General features: G+C 72.1%; 15 protein-coding genes and 1 pseudogene. 8 read left to right on the top strand and 8 right to left on the bottom strand.

The window, feature by feature from the left end; translation table 11 throughout:
* Window positions 1-103: 103 nt before the first annotated feature.
* Together B0I33_RS12455 and ctaJ are read right to left on the bottom strand one after the other, a co-directional pair.
* Complete coding sequence (locus B0I33_RS12455) at window positions 104-601, bottom strand: DUF5130 family protein (RefSeq protein WP_106178939.1); 498 nt, start codon at window positions 599-601, stop codon at window positions 104-106.
* On the bottom strand, window positions 588-824 hold the full coding sequence (gene ctaJ / locus B0I33_RS12450; protein ID WP_106178791.1) for an aa3-type cytochrome oxidase subunit CtaJ: 237 nt from the start codon (window positions 822-824) through the stop codon (window positions 588-590). The genes B0I33_RS12455 and ctaJ overlap by 14 nt, the downstream gene beginning before the upstream one ends.
* Window positions 825-1,175: 351 nt before the next feature.
* Here ctaJ and B0I33_RS12445 point away from each other — a divergent pair, with 351 nt between their 5' ends.
* The gene (locus B0I33_RS12445) at window positions 1,176-1,511 is read left to right on the top strand and encodes a hypothetical protein (RefSeq protein WP_245900622.1); all 336 of its coding nucleotides are present in this window, start codon (window positions 1,176-1,178) and stop codon (window positions 1,509-1,511) included.
* Between the two features lie 71 nt (window positions 1,512-1,582).
* On the opposite strand, the gene B0I33_RS12440 is transcribed toward B0I33_RS12445, so the two are convergent.
* Window positions 1,583-2,083, bottom strand: a complete 501-nt coding sequence (locus B0I33_RS12440; RefSeq protein WP_106178787.1) for an HNH endonuclease — start codon at window positions 2,081-2,083, stop codon at window positions 1,583-1,585.
* Window positions 2,084-2,528: 445 nt separating this feature from the next.
* Here B0I33_RS12440 and B0I33_RS12435 point away from each other — a divergent pair, with 445 nt between their 5' ends.
* The 3 genes from B0I33_RS12435 to B0I33_RS12425 are packed head-to-tail and all read left to right on the top strand — an operon-like array spanning window position 2,529 to window position 5,526.
* Window positions 2,529-3,515: a mechanosensitive ion channel family protein gene (locus tag B0I33_RS12435; RefSeq protein WP_106178785.1), complete on the top strand. Its 987-nt coding sequence runs from the start codon at window positions 2,529-2,531 to the stop codon at window positions 3,513-3,515.
* 48 nt (window positions 3,516-3,563) lie between these two features.
* On the top strand, window positions 3,564-3,965 hold the full coding sequence (locus B0I33_RS12430; RefSeq protein WP_106178783.1) for a globin: 402 nt from the start codon (window positions 3,564-3,566) through the stop codon (window positions 3,963-3,965).
* 4 nt (window positions 3,966-3,969) lie between these two features.
* Window positions 3,970-5,526, top strand: coding sequence for an alpha-amylase family glycosyl hydrolase (locus B0I33_RS12425; protein ID WP_181193264.1), 1,557 nt, complete (start codon window positions 3,970-3,972; stop codon window positions 5,524-5,526).
* Here B0I33_RS12425 and B0I33_RS12420 read toward each other — a convergent pair.
* Window positions 5,492-6,916: an LVIVD repeat-containing protein gene (locus B0I33_RS12420; RefSeq protein WP_106178781.1), complete on the bottom strand. Its 1,425-nt coding sequence runs from the start codon at window positions 6,914-6,916 to the stop codon at window positions 5,492-5,494. The two genes, B0I33_RS12425 and B0I33_RS12420, sit on opposite strands and share 35 nt — an antisense overlap.
* A gap of 132 nt (window positions 6,917-7,048) precedes the next feature.
* On the opposite strand from B0I33_RS12420, the gene B0I33_RS12415 reads away from it, so the two are divergent.
* The 3 genes from B0I33_RS12415 to B0I33_RS12405 all read left to right on the top strand — a co-directional run bounded on the left by B0I33_RS12415 (window position 7,049) and on the right by B0I33_RS12405 (window position 8,880).
* A complete protein-coding gene (locus B0I33_RS12415; protein WP_106178779.1) occupies window positions 7,049-7,687 on the top strand; it encodes a DUF305 domain-containing protein in 639 nt (212 codons plus the stop codon).
* A 66-nt stretch (window positions 7,688-7,753) separates the two neighbouring features.
* Entirely contained in the window at window positions 7,754-8,377 is a 624-nt protein-coding gene (locus B0I33_RS12410) for a VOC family protein (RefSeq protein WP_106178777.1), read from the top strand.
* A 50-nt stretch (window positions 8,378-8,427) separates the two neighbouring features.
* A complete protein-coding gene (locus tag B0I33_RS12405) occupies window positions 8,428-8,880 on the top strand; it encodes an iron chaperone (RefSeq protein WP_106178775.1) in 453 nt (150 codons plus the stop codon).
* A gap of 36 nt (window positions 8,881-8,916) precedes the next feature.
* Here the strand turns inward: B0I33_RS12405 and B0I33_RS12400 are convergent.
* Window positions 8,917-9,516, bottom strand: a pseudogene (locus tag B0I33_RS12400) (MFS transporter); the annotation flags it as partial.
* A 5-nt stretch (window positions 9,517-9,521) separates the two neighbouring features.
* Here B0I33_RS12400 and B0I33_RS12395 point away from each other — a divergent pair.
* Window positions 9,522-9,917, top strand: coding sequence for a type 2 periplasmic-binding domain-containing protein (locus B0I33_RS12395; protein ID WP_219927182.1), 396 nt, complete (start codon window positions 9,522-9,524; stop codon window positions 9,915-9,917).
* Window positions 9,918-9,929: 12 nt separating this feature from the next.
* Here the strand turns inward: B0I33_RS12395 and B0I33_RS12390 are convergent, their stop codons facing one another.
* From B0I33_RS12390 to B0I33_RS12380, 3 genes are read right to left on the bottom strand one after another with little or no spacing between them, the layout of a single operon-like run.
* Window positions 9,930-10,565 carry a DUF8010 domain-containing protein gene (locus tag B0I33_RS12390; RefSeq protein WP_106178771.1) on the bottom strand — a complete coding sequence of 212 codons (636 nt, stop codon included), beginning with the start codon at window positions 10,563-10,565 and terminating at the stop codon, window positions 9,930-9,932.
* Window positions 10,558-10,995 carry an acyl-CoA thioesterase gene (locus B0I33_RS12385; RefSeq protein ID WP_425440467.1) on the bottom strand — a complete coding sequence of 146 codons (438 nt, stop codon included), beginning with the start codon at window positions 10,993-10,995 and terminating at the stop codon, window positions 10,558-10,560. Before B0I33_RS12385 ends, B0I33_RS12390 begins: the two co-directional genes overlap by 8 nt.
* Before the next feature lie 2 nt (window positions 10,996-10,997).
* Window positions 10,998-15,965, bottom strand: coding sequence for an NAD-glutamate dehydrogenase (locus B0I33_RS12380; RefSeq protein ID WP_181193263.1), 4,968 nt, complete (start codon window positions 15,963-15,965; stop codon window positions 10,998-11,000).
* Window positions 15,966-15,996: the final 31 nt, after the last annotated feature.

Genomic DNA, 15,996 nt, shown 5'->3' with positions numbered 1-15,996 from the left:
CGACCTTGGTTGGTGGAATCGAGCACAGCGGCGCGCAGCGTCTCCGTTGGGGCGGTGGTGGGAGACGGGTGGGCGCGACCAAGGTGGCCTTGGGGGACGAAGGTCAGCGCTGGGGGGCGGGGCCCGCCTGGTCGGCCATCATGCGCAGGCCGCTGATCAGCCCGCCGATGAGGTCGCCCTCCTTGAACGAGGCGACCATGCTCATCACGGCCAGCTTGGCGGCGCGGTCGGTGACCCGGTACTTCGCGTCGGCGCCGGTGAGCACCTCCACGACACGCTCCCCTGGCGAGACGGCGATCAGCACCGTACGATCGCCCTGCTCGCCGAGCGTGTCGTGCAGCGACTCCGCACCCTGGCGGCTGTCGTCACCGAGCTCGCCGAGGTAGATGCTGAACTCCAGGCCGGTCTCCCGGCTCGCCAGCGTCAGGGCCTCGTCCAACCGGGCAAGCTGCCTAGTGCCGAATGGACCGGATGGAGCAGGAGGCTCGTACATCTGAGCGACCGAGACTCGGCCACTCGCCGTCACGGCGGCGCCGGGCTGCAGCTCGGTGCCCTCGAGGCCGGTCGACTTGCTCTCGCGGGCCAGCTCACCAGTTGCCACGAGCACCTCCACGGTCCTTCGAGGGGGACGGGCCTTCGGCGGCAGCGGGCTGGGCGACGCCGTCCGGGTGGGCGCTCCACCACATCGGGGGGTACTCCCACGGCTGCCCGGGCCGGTACCTCGGGCTGCCGGCGAGCTTTGACCGCAGGGTGGCCAGCGCGCAGACGCCGTAGATCGCGAGCGGGATGCCCACGAAGACCAGGATCGTCTCGACGATGTTCACGCGCGCAGGGTATCCGACGACGTCGGCACGTCCACCAGGCGGCACGGCCGGAGCCCGCCCGGGAGGCCGTTTGTCGTCCGAAACCGGCCGTCCATCGTTTGCCACGGACCCGCTCCCACGTTGAGCCGAAAAGCGCCGCGCGAAAGGTCGCAGTTCAACGTACGTGCGGCGGCACCGGGCGCACTCGCCTTGTTCCCCCCGTGAAATGCTCGTACGTTTTTCACCTGTACGGGCCTTGCGCCCACCCCATCCCACCCCCGCAAGATCACGCACCGGTCACAGGAGGACTCCATGCCTAGCGCCCTCACCCCCACCCAGGCGACATCCGCTAGCGCTTCGTCACTGCCCGCCATGTCGACCGAGCGTGGCGTCCGGGTCACCCGCGGCGTGCGCGTCACCGCCAGCGCCGACCGCGGCGTCCGGGTCACCCGTGGCGTGCCCGTCACCTCCTGCGCACAGCGTGGCGTCCGGGTCACGCGCGGCGTGCGGGTCACCGCCAGCGCCGACCGCGGCGTCCGCGTCACCCGTGGCGTGCGCGTCACCCGTGGCGTGCGCGTCACCTCCTGCGCACAGCGTGGCGTCCGGGTCACGCGCGGCGTGCGGGTCACCGCCAGCGCCGACCGCGGCGTCCGGGTCACCCGTGGCGTGCGGGTCACCGCGCGTTCCGAGTACGCCCTCGCCGCCTGACGACACGACAGAAAAACGGCCGCCACCCGGCGTCGGCCCACCTTCCACTCTGGCGCGCCCCCGGCCGCGGCTCACGCGGCCGGGGCGCCAAGGTACTGCTGCCAGACCGGATCCGCCTCGCCGGAGTGCGCCAGCAGCCGCCAGTGCGGCCCGTGCGGCGCCCGGGGCACCACCCGCAGCCGCCAGCCCAGCTCGGACAGCAGCTTGTCCGCCTTGCGGTGGTTGCACTTGGCACAGCAGGCCACACAGTTCTGCCACGTGTGCGCACCTCCTCGGCTGCGCGGCACCACGTGATCGATCGTCTCCGCGCGCCCGCCGCAGTAGGCGCAGCGGAACCGGTCCCGATGCATGAGCCCCGCGCGCGTGAGCGGCACCTGCGCCCGGTACGGTACCCGCACGTAGTTGCTGAGCCGGATGACCGAGGGGACCTCCACCGCCATCGTCGCCGCATGCAGCGTGAGCCCCGCCGGGTCCTCGTGGACCACCTCCGCCTTGCCGCAGACCAGCAGCACGATCGCGCGCCGCAGCGGCAGCGCCGTCAGCGGTTCGAACGTGGCATTGAGCAGGAGCACCCGGCGTTTTCCCCAGCCGGTGGTCGGACCGGTTCCCGGATCCCGCGAACGGCGCTGGCCGTGCGAGCGTGTGACGCGGCCACGGCCGGACGGTGGTCCCGTCGGCTGCGGCCCGGTCGTCGGACCGCCCGGCATCGCGGCCGGATGCGGGGCGGTGAGGCCCCCGGCCGGAACCGGCGCGCACAGCAAACCCTCCGGCGCCTGCCCGGCCGGATGCCGGGATGGGGCGCCGTCGGGGATCGGTTGTCGGTCTGGCACGCGACCACCTCCACCGGTGCAGTCCTAGTCGACCACAGATCGCCCCCGGAACGCACGTGCGTTAGGCCACGTGTCGTCCGCAAGTACGGTTGCTGGTGACTCGACGAGGTCACCATGCCCCGGCGAGCGGCGCCGTGGAACCACCGGAGTGGGCGGCGTCACAATTGCGGAAGGAGCAGTCCCCGACGTGAACTGGTCGCTGAGCGAACCGCCCTCGTGCATCGAGGACGCGGGCAGCTGGTGCCAGCAGGTCTGGCACCTCACGGGCAACGCCTGGCTGGCGGGATCGGCGAACTGGCTCGTCGCCAAGCCGCTGCGCATCCTGCTGATCGTCGTCATCGCCGTCCTGGCCCGGTTGCTCATCCGCAAGCTGATCGACCGGCTCACCACCACCCCCGGCAACGGGGACAAGCTGCCCGCCGTGCTGCGGCCGCTGCGGGAACGGGCGCCCGAGGTGCTGGGCCCGGTGGTGCTGGAGCGCCGCAGGCAGCGGGCCAAGACGATCGGCTCGGTGCTGAAGTCGGTCACCTCGTTCGTGGTGTACGGCCTGGCCTTCGTGCTGGTGCTCGGCGAGCTGGGCATCAACCTTGGCCCGATCCTGGCCTCGGCGGGCATCGTGGGTGTCGCGCTGGGGTTCGGCGCGCAGAACCTGGTGCGGGACTTCCTCTCCGGGATCTTCATGATGCTGGAGGACCAGTACGGCGTCGGCGACATCGTCGACGTGGGCGAGGCGGTCGGCGAGGTGGAGGCGGTCGGCCTGCGCATCACCACGCTGCGCGACATCAACGGCACCGTGTGGTACGTCCGCAACGGCGAAGTGCTCCGCGTCGGCAACTCCAGCCAGGGCTACGCCGTCGCGCTGGTGGACATCCCGTTCAGCTACAACACCGACGTCGACCGGGCCACCACCGTGCTCGAGGGCGTGGCCACCAGCGCCGCCGCGAGCGAGTCGATCGCCCCCGACGTGCTGGAGCCGCCCGAGGTGCTCGGCGTGGAGAGCGTGACACCGGAGAGCGTCACACTGCGGCTGACCGTGAAGGTCCGGCCCGGCAGGCAGTGGGCGGTGCAGCGCGCCCTGCGCGCCAAGATCATGAACGCCATCGAGGACGCGGGTTTCGAACCGCCACTGGGCAGGTTCTTCGGTACCGGCCAGACCGGCGGCAACGGTGGCTGAGCCGGGCCGCGGCCGCAGGCAGACAGGCAGAATGGAGACGTGGCAGACGTGAGCAGCGAACCGCAGGCGAGCGACCCCCGCAGCTTATACGAGGCCGTCGGCGGCGAACCGACCTTCCGCAAGATCGTCGCGCGGTTCTACGCCGAGGTCGCCGAGGACGAGGTGCTGCGCCCGCTCTACCCGGAGCAGGACCTCGGGCCGGCCGAGGAGCGGCTGCGGCTGTTCCTCATGCAGTACTGGGGCGGCCCGCACACCTACTCCGACCAGCGCGGCCATCCCCGGCTGCGGATGCGGCACGCGCCGTTCAAGATCGGGCCGATCGAGCGGGACGCCTGGCTGCGCGCCATGCGGGTCGCGGTCGACGAGGCCGGCCTCGACGAGCCGTACCGCACGCAGCTGTGGGAGTACCTGGAGATGGCGGCGCACTCGATGATGAACAGCTGGGTGTGACCGGGTGCGCAGAACCCTCGGCGCCCGGCGGGCGACGCGCGAACGACCGCGGCGGCGCGGCTGGTGGGCCGGCGCCGTGTTCTACCGCGTCCACCTGCGCTCGTTCGCCGACTCGGACGGCGACGGGGTCGGCGATCTGGAGGGCCTGCGCACCCGGCTCGGCTACCTGGAGCTGCTCGGCGTCGACGCGGTGTCGCTGACACCGTTCTACCTCTCCCCCACCGCCGCCGGTGGCTACGACATCGCGGGCCACCGCGCCGTCGACCCGGTGCTGGGCAACCTCGAGACGTTCGACGAGCTGGTCGCCGACCTGCACCGGGCAGGCATCCGCGTCGTGCTCGACCTGGTGCCCAACCACACCAGCGACCGGCACGCCTGGTTCACCGCCGCGCTGGCCGCCGGTGCGGGCAGCCGCGAGCGCGAGCGCTACCACTTCCGGGACGGCCGGGACACCGGCGAAGGCGGTGCGCAGCTGCCACCGAACAACTGGGTGTCCGTCACCGGCGGGCCCGCCTGGACGCGGGCGCCCGACGGGCAGTGGTACCTGCACCTGTTCGGGCCCGGCCAGCCCGACCTCAACTGGGCCGACCCCGAGGTGCAGGCGGATTTCGAACGGACGCTGCGGTTCTGGCTCGACCGCAGGGTGGACGGGTTCCGTATCGGCGCGGCGCACGGCATGGCCAAGCCGGCGGGGCTGCCGGACGCCGAACCGGGCGCGCCGGACCCCCGGTTCGACAACGACGGCGTGCACCACATCCACCAGATGATCCGCAAGGTGCTCGACGAGTACCCGGACACCGTGGCGATCGGGGAGATCCGCGCGCTCGACGAGCGACGGTTCGCCCGCTACCTGCGTTCCGACGAGCTGCACCTGGGGCTGGACGCGCGGCTCGGCCACACCCGGTTCGACGCCGACGCGGTGCAGACGGCCATCGGCCGTTCCCTGGCCGTCGCGGCGTCGGTGGGGGCGCCGGTGACGTGGGCGCCCGCGGGGCACGCCGTGGGCAGGCTGGCGGGGCGGTACGGCGGCGGTGCCGCGGGCCGCGACCGGGCCCGCGCGATGGCCCTGGTTCACCTCGCGCTGCCGGGCGCCACCTGGCTGTACTACGGGGAGGAGCTGGGTCTGGACGACAGCGCACCCGGCGGGGACGGCAACGCGCCGATGCCGTGGGAGGGCACCGCGCCGCCGTTCGGTTTCACCACCGGTACCGCGACCTCCGTGCCGGTGGCGCCGCGCGAGTGGACGCCGTTGACCGTCGAGGCGCAACTGGAGCGCGCGGACTCCACGCTGTCGCTGTACCGCGCCGCGCTGGAGCTGCGCCGCGGTCATCCCGCGTTCGCGGGCGACGACATCGAGTGGTACGGCGCGCCACCCGGCTGCTTCGCGTTCCGCCGTGGAAGCGGCGGGCTCGTGTGCGCGCTGAACACGTCGGCGGCGCCGGTGCCGCTGCCGCCCGGCGAGGTGCTCCTGTCGAGCGCCCCGCTGGTGGACGGCAGGCTGGCTGCCGGCGCCGCCGCGTGGATCGTCAGCGGCCGTAGTGCGGCTGCGTCTGGGCGTTGAACTCGTCGTACCGCACCGACTTCGCCGGAGCCGTGCGCGGATCGCGGATCGCGAGCACGTCGAGCCCCTTCTGGATGTCCGACGAGTAGATGTGGCCGTTGTAGTAGTACGCCGACCACGAACCGCCCACCACGTTCTCGGTGTCGGACAGCGGTCCCCGTTCCCAGTAGGCGATCTCGTGCGGGTTGGCCGAGTCGGTGAAGTCCCACACGGAGACCCCGCCCTGGTACCACGCCTGCACCATGATGTCGCGGCCCTTGACGGGGATCAGCGACCCGTTGTGGGCGACGCAGTTCTCGGTGCCTGCCTGGTGCCGGGGGATCTTGAAGTACGAGCGGAACTCCAGCTTCGCCGTGGCTCCCCGGCCGGTGACGTCGTAGATGCCGTCGGCGCCGCGCTGGGGCCCGAACCGCGCGTTGCAGGTCGGCTGGCCACCGCCGCCCAGCTCGTCGGTGAACACGACCTTCGTGCCGGCGTTGTTGAACGTGGCGCTGTGCCAGAACGCGAAGTTCACGTTGTCCTGCACCTGGTCGATCACGCGCGGGCGGAGCCGGTCGCGGATGTCGATCAGCAGGCCGTCACCCATGCACGCACCCGCCATGAGGTTCCGCTCCGGGTACGCGGTGAGGTCGTGGCAGCCGCTCGTGGCGGCACGGCGCGTGCCGTCCGGGTTGGTGCCGCCCTCGTTGCCGCCGTCCGGGAAGAGCACCGGCGTGGCGACCACCTCGGCGCGCTCGGGATGCGCGAGCGGGACCTCGACGATCGAGATCTTGTCGTGCGGCGGCTGACAGTTCGGCAGCTGCGGCGCGGGCGAGTACGACGACACGTACAGCAGCACCGACTTGCGCTTGCGGTCGGGCACCATCGTGTGGGTGTGCGACCCGCAGTCGGTGCGCACCGACGCGACGTACTCCGGCGCGGAGAGGTCGCTGATGTCGAAGACCTTGATGCCCTCCCACGAGGACGGGTCCGACGCCGCGAGCGGCTCGCTGGTGCAGGAGTCGTTGCTGCGGGCGTAGTCGGTGGACAGGAACAGCAGGTCGCCCGACACCGACACGTCGTTCTGCCCACCGGGGCAGTACACCTGGCTGACGACGCGCGGTTTGTGCGGCTTGCGCACGTCGTAGATGGTGAAGCCGTCGTAGTTGCCGACGATCGCGTGGCCGCCCGTGAAGGCGATGTCCGTGCCGAAGGCGCTCTGCTGGTCGAACGGCGGCTGTTTGTCGAGGTGGGCGATCTGCCGCAGGTTGGGGCTGTGCACGATCTCGTCGACGCCGGGGATCTCACCCTGCGCGGAACCGGCGGGCGCCGTGATGGCGCCCGCGGTCAGCGCGGCGACCGCCGCGACGAGCACTCCGCTCAGCCGACGAGCGTTCCGGGACCTCTTCACCGTGGGACTCTCCTCTCGCCGGGCATTCCGGCTGATTCTCACCGGCCCCCGGCGCGGGCAACAGCGACCAACGGAGGGTTTTTGCCGGCCGGCGATTGACTTCCGCCCGCGGCACGCTGTTCGCTGTGCGCCATGGGACGTGCGGGCCGCGGATGGCTGGCCGGATGCGTGGCCGCGGTGTTCGTGGTCGCCGGGTGCACCGGCGGGCAGGCGGACGAGGACGGGCAGGCGGGCGACGCGCCAGGGGTGATCGTGCCGGGAGGGCCCGGTGAGCGGGCGACGGTGCTGCCCGCGGACCAGGCGGGCGGGGCCGCGACGAAGCCGAACGCCGCCGACGTCCGCTACATGTCGATGATGATCCCGCATCACCACCAGGCCATCGAGATGACCGATCTCGTCGACGATCGCGCGGCCGACGAACAGGTGCGTGCGCTGGCCGGCCGGATCGCGGTGGCGCAGGATGCGGAGATCGTCACGATGCGGCAGTGGCTCGACCGGCACGGGCACGGCGGCCACGAGGACGCGCACGGGCTCATGCCGGGCATGGCGACACCGCGGGAGATGGCCGCGCTCAAGGCGGCGTCCGGCCCCGAGTTCGACCGGCTGTTCCTGCGCCTGATGATCGCCCACCACGAGGGCGCGCTGACCATGGCCGCCGACCAGCAGGCGAACGGGATCGAGCCGAGGGCACTGGAGATGGCCCAGGACGTCCTGTCGAGCCAGGCCGCCGAGATCGACCGGATGCGGGCCCTGCTGGACGGTTCGCGGTAGTTCCCGGCCGGGACCGGTCAGGAATCGAGAAGCGCGGGCGGGCGGGCCGCGCCTAGCGTTACCGCCATGACCTGCATCGACACCATCACCCTCGAGGTGGCCGACCCCAAGGCCGCCGAACGTTTCTACACCGCCGCCTTCGCCCTGGACGGGCGGCTCCGCCTGCGGGCCGCGCAGGAACCGGCCACCGGCTTCCGCGGGTTCACCCTGTCGCTCATCGTGTCCCAGCCCGCCGATGTCCACGCACTGGTCGGCGCCGCCCTCGACGCCGGGGCGACGACGCTCAAGCCCGTCGCCAAGTCGATGTGGGGTCACGGCGGAGTCGTCCAGGCCCCGGACGGGACGATCTGGAAGGTCGCGACCCCGGCGAAGAAGGACACCGGCCCCGCCACCCGGCGGATCGACGCCATGGTGCTCCTGCTCGGCGTGCGCGACGTGGCCGCGAGCAAACGGTTCTACCTGGACCGCGGCCTCACCGTGGCGAAGAGTTTCGGCCGCATGTACGTCGAGTTCGCCGAGTCCGGCCAGGTCAAGCTGGGGCTGTACCGGCGGAAGGCCCTCGCCAAGGACGCCGGTGTGTCGCCCGAAGGCAGCGGGTCGCACCGGATCGCGATCGGCGGCGCGTCCGAGCCGTTCACCGACCCGGACGGGTTCACCTGGGAGCCCTCCTCCGTGGCGGCCCGGTCCTGATGTGCCACCACCGGCTGCCCCCGCACCACGACACCCGAAGGGAATCCACCATGAGCCGCACCACGACCAGCACGTACGCCGGATTCACCGCCGAAGAGCGGGCCGCGATGAAGGAGCACGCCCAGGAGGTGAAGAAGGAGGCGCGCCGCAGGTCGCGCGCGGACAAGGCGGCGGAGGCCGAGCGGGACGTCCTCGCGAAGATCGCCGAGATGCCCGAGCCCGACCGCACCATGGCCGAGCGCGTCCACGCCATCGTCAAGGCCGAGGCCCCGGCGCTGGCGCCGAAACTCTGGTACGGCATGCCCGCCTACGCCCGGGACGGCAAGGTCGTCTGCTTCTTCCAGAGCGCGGACAAGTTCAAGGCACGCTACGCGACGCTCGGGTTCAACGACGAGGCGAGGCTGGACGACGAACCGATGTGGGCCACCTCGTTCGCCGTGACCGACGTGACGGCCGAGGTGGGCAAGCGCATCGCCGCCCTCGTCCGCCAGGCGGCCGGCTGACCGGCCCCGCCGCCGCTCCCCCGGCGCCGGGGCCGGTCAGCCACCGCGCCGGGGGAGCAGCAGCGGCGTGGCCAGCGCGAGCAGCCCGGCGATCGCGATCGCGGCGCGCGGGCCGGCCAGCCCGGCGAGCACACCCCACAGCCCGGTCATGACGGCGACGGCGGCCTTGCTGGAGACCGACCACGCGGACAGGGTGCGGGTGATCCGGTCGGCCGGGGTCAGCTCGAGCCGGCGGGTCGCGAGCAGCGGGTTGAACACCCCCATGCACGTGATCAACCCCAGCTCGACGGCCATGACGAGCACGAGCCCGCCGGTTCCGGGACCGACGAACGCCAGCCCCAGCAGCCAGCCCGCGCGCAGCGACCCGGCGGCCCGCAGGACCCGGTGCCGCCCGAACCGGCGGACGAGCGGGTCCGCCAGGCGGGCGCCGATCAGGCCGCCGACGCAGGGCACCGCGAAGGCGAGGCCGTACTGCCAGGGGGCGAACCCGAGCGGGCCGAGCATGAGCACGGCCAGCACCGGCGAGGTCGCCATGACGAGGCCGTTGACCACGACCGCGTTGCCAAACAGGGGTCGCAGCACCGGATCGGCCAGGATGTGCCGCCACCCGGCGATCAGGTCACGGGCGCGCGGCCGGGACCGTGCGACCCGCCGACCTCGCCGGGCACCGGATCTGGATGCCCGGCATCGTGCCCGGAACCGAGTGGGCCACCTTCTACGACGAACTCGCCGCCGCGTTCGGGCTCACGGTGGAGGTGACCGGACCCGACTTCGGCATCGAGCCGCTGCTCGACACGATCGCCGACTCCGCGGGCCTGGTGACGTTCGTCGGCGAGCTGACCCGGCTCGTCTGGCCCGCCGACGTCGACCTGCGCCGGATCCCGCTGCGCGACCCGGTTCCGGTCTATCCGCACGCGCTCGTGTGCCGCGCCGACAACACGCACCCCACGCTCGCGGCACTCCGCGAGCACCTCACGAGGACCCGGCCGCACCGCCCCGACGGTGCGGTCTGGGCCCCGGCATGGGCGCGGCGCTGAGCGTCCGGATGCCTACAGCAGCAGGGGCAGCAGCGCGTGCCTGCGCCGCACCACGGCGCCGTACCGCGCGTCGAGCCGCAGCCACGAGTCGGTGGCGGTCACGCGCACCACGTCACCGGCGAGCGAACCGTCGACGAAACCCATGCCGGACAACGCGAACAGGCACCGCATCGGGACCTTCACCTCCAGGTCGCCGCCGGTGACGGTGAGCACGGTCTGGTCCATCAGCGACGCGGGCGGCGTGCCGTGCGGGCCGACGTTCTCCCGTGCCAGGGCCACGCCGCGGTCGGCCAGGTCGGCGACCACCGACGCGGGCAGCTCGTCCACCGGGCGCCACCGCGCGGCAGGCGGCAGTTCCGAGTGCCACTGCAGGTCCCTCGGCGGTCCGGGGTCCATCCGCTCCCCCGGCGACACGGTGAGCGCCGCCAGCAGCTCGCCGCCGGACACGGTGACGTCGGCCGGAGTCACCTCACCCGCCACCGCGCGGGTCACCAGCACGTCGAACGGCGTCGCGACCCAGGCCTCCAGGATGCCCTCGGCGCGCATCCGCAGCCGCACCACGGCCTGCGCGTCCATCCGCACCGCGCGGGCGATGAACGCGCCGAGCGTCTCGCGGTCGGCCGCGTCCGGCATGCGCAGCTCAGGCACCGTCCACTCCCCCGCTGGGCAGGGCGGCCGCGAGGAACTCGCGTTCCCGCTCGGTCAGCCTGCGCGGCCGCCCGCCGCCGACGTCGTAGGGGGCGAGCACGGTCCGCGCCGTGGCTGCGACCGGGTCCGCTTCGGACGGTCCGGAGTGGACACGGTAGTCCAGGGCGAAGGAGGCGTGCCGCAGGTCCCGCAACGTGATCACCACCCGGATGTCCTGGCCTTGGACGACGATCGGCGCCCGGTAGTCCACCGAGAGCCGCACCACGACGATACCCTTCGCGAACTCCCCGAGCCCGGCCGAGGAGGCCCGGTCGAACAGCAGCGGGACGCGGGCCTCCTCCAGCAGCGTCACCAGGTTCGCGTGGTTGACGTGCCCGAAGGCGTCCATGTCCGACCACCGGGGCCGCACCAGCGCCGCGTACTCGCCCACGATCAGCGCACCGTACTGCGGATCTGCCTGGCCGCCACCGACAGGGTGGCCAGGTCGAGCCTGCCGGAGCTCTCGATCTCCCGCAGGGTCGAGCGGGCGCGGGCGAGCCGGGACGCGTTCGCCTGCTCCCACTTGGCGATCTTCTCGTCGGCGGGGTCCTCCGGATCGCTGTGCCGCATCGCGTCCAGCGTGATCGCCCGCAGCGAGGAATACAGGTCGTCCCGCAGCGCCAGCCGGGCCAGGGCGTGCCAGCGGTTGCCCCGCTCCAGCTTGTTGATGGAGGTGAGCATGTTGTCGATCCCGAGATGGTCGGACAGCGCGTAGTACAGCTCCGCCGTCTCGACGGGGCTGCGCTCGGTGTCCAGGCCCACCTCCTGCTCGGCGAGCTCGGCGACCTCCGTGACGTCCAGCAGGCCGTAACCGAACAGCAGCATCGAGATCCGGTCGGCGAGCTCCGCGGGCACGCCCTCGGCGCACAGCCGCTCGGCGTCGCGGCGCACGCTCTCCGCCTCCTGGCCGCGCAGCAGATCGCCCAGCTTCGGCAGCAGCTGGCCCACCGTCTCGCCGAAGCGGTTGATCTCCGCGCCAACGGCCAGCGGCTGCGGCCGGTTGGTCAGGAACCAGCGCGCCGCCCGGTCGAGCACCCGCCGCGTCTCCAGCACCATGCCGTCGGCGGTGTCGGTGGACACCACGTTGTCGAGCCCGTCGATGCTGTCCCACAGCGCGGGCAGCCCATACACGCTGGTGACCACGGCGTACGCCCGCACCGCGTCGGTCGCGGTGGCGTTGAGCTCCTCGGCGAGCCGGAACGCGAACGACACGCCCGCGCCGTCGACCACCTCGTTCACCAGCAGGGTCGTGGTGATCTGGCGGCGCAGGGGGTGCTGGCCGATCAGTCCGGCGAACCGTTCGCGCAGCGGCCGCGGGAAGTAGTCGGGCAGCCTGCGCGCGAACACCTCGGCGTCGGGCAGGTCGCTGTCGAGGATCTCGTCCTTGAGGTCCAGCTTCACGTGCGCGAGCAGGGTGGCCAGCTCCGGGGAGGTGAGGCCCTCCTCGGTCCGCTCCAGCTCGCCGAACGCGGCGTCGCTCGGCAGCGCCTCCAGGTCGCGGTCGAGCGCGCCCTTCTCCTCCAGGGCGGCGACGAGCCGCTGGTGCACCGACAGCATCGGCGCGGCGTGCGCGCGGCTGATGCCGAGCACCGCGTTCTGCCGGTAGTTGTCGGCCAGCACCAGCTCGCCGACCTCGTCGGTCATCCGCTCGAGCAGCTCGTTGCGCTGCTCGCGGTTCAGCTCCCCGGCGGCGACGAGCTGGTCGAGCAGGATCTTGATGTTGACCTCGTGGTCGGAGCAGTCCACGCCGGCCGAGTTGTCGAGCGCGTCGGTGTTGATCTTGCCGCCCGCGCGGGCGAACTCGATGCGCCCGCGTTGCGTGAGCCCGAGGTTGCCACCCTCGCCGACGACCCGGACCCGCAGCTGGCTGCCGTTGACGCGCACGGCGTCGTTGGCCTTGTCGCCGACCTGGGCGTGGGTCTCGGTCTCCGCCTTGACGTAGGTGCCGATGCCTCCGTTCCAGAGCAGGTCGACGGGGGCGAGCAGGATCGCGTGCACGAGCTCGGCTGGCGACATCTTCGTGACGTCGTCGTCGATGCCCAGCGCCTCCCGTACCTGCGGCGTGATCGGGATCGTCTTGGCACTGCGCGGATACACGCCGCCGCCCTCGCTGATGACCGAGCGGTCGTAGTCGTCCCACGACGAGCGCGGCAGGTCGAACAAACGCTTGCGCTCCCGGAACGACGCGGCGGCGTCCGGGTTCGGGTCGAGGAAGACGTGCAGGTGGTTGAACGCCGCGACCAGGCGGATGTGCCCGGACAGCAGCATGCCGTTACCGAAGACGTCACCGCCCATGTCGCCGATGCCGACCACGGTGAAGTCCTGGCTCTGGGTGTCGACGCCCAGTTCCCGGAAGTGCCGCTTGACGCTCTCCCAGGCGCCGCGGGCGGTGATGCCCATCGCCTTGTGGTCGTAGCCGACGGAGCCGCCGGAGGCGAAGGCGTCGCCGAGCCAGAAGCCGTAGCTCGCCGACACCTCGTTGGCGATGTCCGAGAACGTCGCCGTGCCCTTGTCGGCGGCCACCACCAGGTAGTTGTCGTCGCCGTCGTAGCGCACGACGTCGGGTGCGGGCACCGTCCGGCCGTCGACCAGATTGTCGGTGAGGTCCAGCAGGCCGGAGATGAACATGCGGTAGCACGCGATGCCCTCCGCCTGGTGGGCCTCGCGGTCCAGCGCCGGGTCGCCCGTGGGAGCCGGCGGGCGCTTCACGACGAAGCCACCCTTGGCGCCGACGGGCACGATCACGGCGTTCTTCACCGCCTGCGCCTTCACCAGGCCCAGCACCTCGGTGCGGAAGTCCTCCCGCCGGTCCGACCAGCGCAGCCCGCCCCGGGCCACCGAGCCGAAGCGCAGGTGCACGCCCTCGACCCGCGGCGAGTACACGAAGATCTCGTAGGCCGGGCGGGGCTCGGGCAGGTCCGGCACGCTCGGCGGATCCAGCTTGAACGCCAGGTACGGCCTCGGCCGCCCGTCCCGGTCGGTCACCCGGTAGTTCGTGCGCAGCGTGGCCACGATGACCGACATCAGCCTGCGCAGGATCCGGTCCTCGTCGAGGCTGGTCACCGCGTCGACGAGCGAGTTGATCTCGGCGATGTGGCTGTCGACCTGGTGCTGCCGCTGCTCCTCGGCGAGGTCGAGCGAGAACCGGATCTCGAACAGCCGCACCAGCGCGGTGGCGATGTCGGTGTGCGCGAGGACCGCGTTCTCGATGTACTCCTGCGAGTACGGGCTGCCCGCCTGCCGCAGGTAGCGGGAGTAGGCGCGCAGCACGGCGGCCTGCCGCCAGGTCAGGCCCGCGCGCAGGACGAGCGCGTTGAACCCGTCGACCTCGCAGTCGCCGTGCCAGGCGGCGGCGAACGCCTCCTGGAAGCGGACCTGAAGGTCGCGCTCGTCTCGCTGGCTGATCTGCTCCAGCACCCGCTGCTCGACGCGCAACCCGAAGTCGTAGATCCACGAACGGGTCCCGTCCTCGCGGCGCATCTCGTACGGCCGCTCGTCGATGACCTCGACGCCCATGCGCTGCAGCATCGGCAGCACGGTGGACAGCGTGACGCCCTCGCCCAGCAGGTACAGCTTGAACCGGCGCTCCCCCGGGGCGGCGTCGGGATGCACGTAGAACGTCATCTCGAGGTCGCTCTGGTCGTTCAGCGACTCGAGCTTGCGCAGGTCCGCGAGCGCGACCTCGGCGGTGAAGTCCTCCTTGTACGCCTCGGGGAACACCGAGGCGTACCGGTGGCCCAGTTCGGTGGCGGACTCCTCACCGGCCACCGTGAGCGCCTTGCCGGTGCCGGTGCGCTCCCTGCGCTCGGCCAGGATCGCCTCGACGAGCAGGTCGTCCCAGCTGCGCACGGCTTCGTTGAGCCGTTCCTGGATGCGCAGCGTGTCCGGCTCCCCCGCGCCGCCGGGCTCGGTGTGCACGGTGAAGTGCACCTGCGCGAGCATCGTCTCGCCGAGCCGGGTGCTGTACTCCAGGTGCGTCCCCTCCAGCTCCTCGAGCAGCACCTCCTGCATGGCCAGCCGGGAGCGGGTCGTGTAGCGGTCCCTCGGCAGGAACACCAGGCACGAGTAGAACCGGCCGTACGGGTCGCGGCGGAGGAACAGGCGCAGCCTGCGCCGGTCGGCGAGGGTGATGGCCCCGGTCGCGGTGGCGTAGAGCGACTCGACGTCGGCGGAGAACAGGTCCGCCCTCGGCCAGTTCTGCAGGACCTCCAGCATCCGCTGGCCGGAGTAGGATTCCATCGGGAAGCCCGCGCGGTGGATGACCTCCCGCACGCGGCGCTCGATCACCGGGATGTCGAGCACGTCCTCGTGCAGCGCCGACGTGGTGAACATGCCCAGGAAACGGTGTTCCCCGGTGACGTTGCCCCGGGAGTCGAAGGTCTTGACGCCGACGTAGTACGGGTAGATCGGACGGTGCACTGTGGACGGTGCGCTGGCCTGGGTGAGCACCAGCAACGAGGGCGCCAGCGCCTGCGCGCCGCTGTCCGGGCCCGCGATGAGGCTGCGCGCGGCGAGGCTGTCCTGGCGCAGCACGCCGAGCCCGGAGGCCAGCACGGCCCGCAGCGCGGGCTCACCGGTGCCGGGCTCCTCGACCAGCTCGTAGTGCCGGTAGCCGAGGAAGGTGAAGTGCCCCGCCGCGAGCCAGCGCAGCAGGTCGGCGCCGCCGCTGACCTCGTCCTCCGGCAGCGGCGGCGGGTCCGAGTCCAGCGACGCGGCGATGCCCCGCGCGGCCTCGATCATCTTGTCGGTGTCCTCGACGACCTCCCGGACGTCGCCGATGACCGCGGTGAGCTCGTTCTCGATCTCCCGCGCGCGCTGCGGGTCGCTGATCGGGTCGATCTCGAGATACATCCACGACTCGATCGTGGAGCCCCGCGGCGGCGCGGCGACGTCGGCGCCCGGGTGCACGTCCAGCAGGTTCCCGGTGACGTCGCGGCTCACGACGACGATGGGATGCACGATGCGGTGCACGTGGACGCCGCTGCGGGACAGGTCCGCGGCGACCGAGTCCACGAGGTAGGGCATGTCGTCGGTGACCAGCTGCACGACCGTGGACTCGCGGCTCCAGCCGTCCTCGGCGGAGGTGGGGTTCAGCAACCTGACCACGGGCCTGCCGGGCACCCGCCGCTCGGCCAGCTGGAGGTGGGACCGGACCGCGCCGACGAGGTCGACGGGATCGTCGCCCACGATCTCCTCGGCCGGGATCAGCCGGTAGTAGAGGCGGATCAGTTCGGCGATGTCCGGCGCGCGCTCGGCGGTGACCTCGACGAGCTCGTCCCGCATCTGTTCCGGGCTCGCTCGCCGGGTTCCGGCGTCCATGGTCTCGCTCGAGGGCCGAGCCGAGACTCCGGTCGAGCTCATGTCAGGCAACGCAACTCTCCACTCCTGGCCG

It is taken from the genome of Prauserella shujinwangii (assembly GCF_003001955.1).
In the GTDB taxonomy this organism is placed as follows: Bacteria; Actinomycetota; Actinomycetes; order Mycobacteriales; family Pseudonocardiaceae; genus Qaidamihabitans; species Qaidamihabitans shujinwangii.
This window is presented reverse-complemented; position numbering and strand designations above follow the sequence as displayed.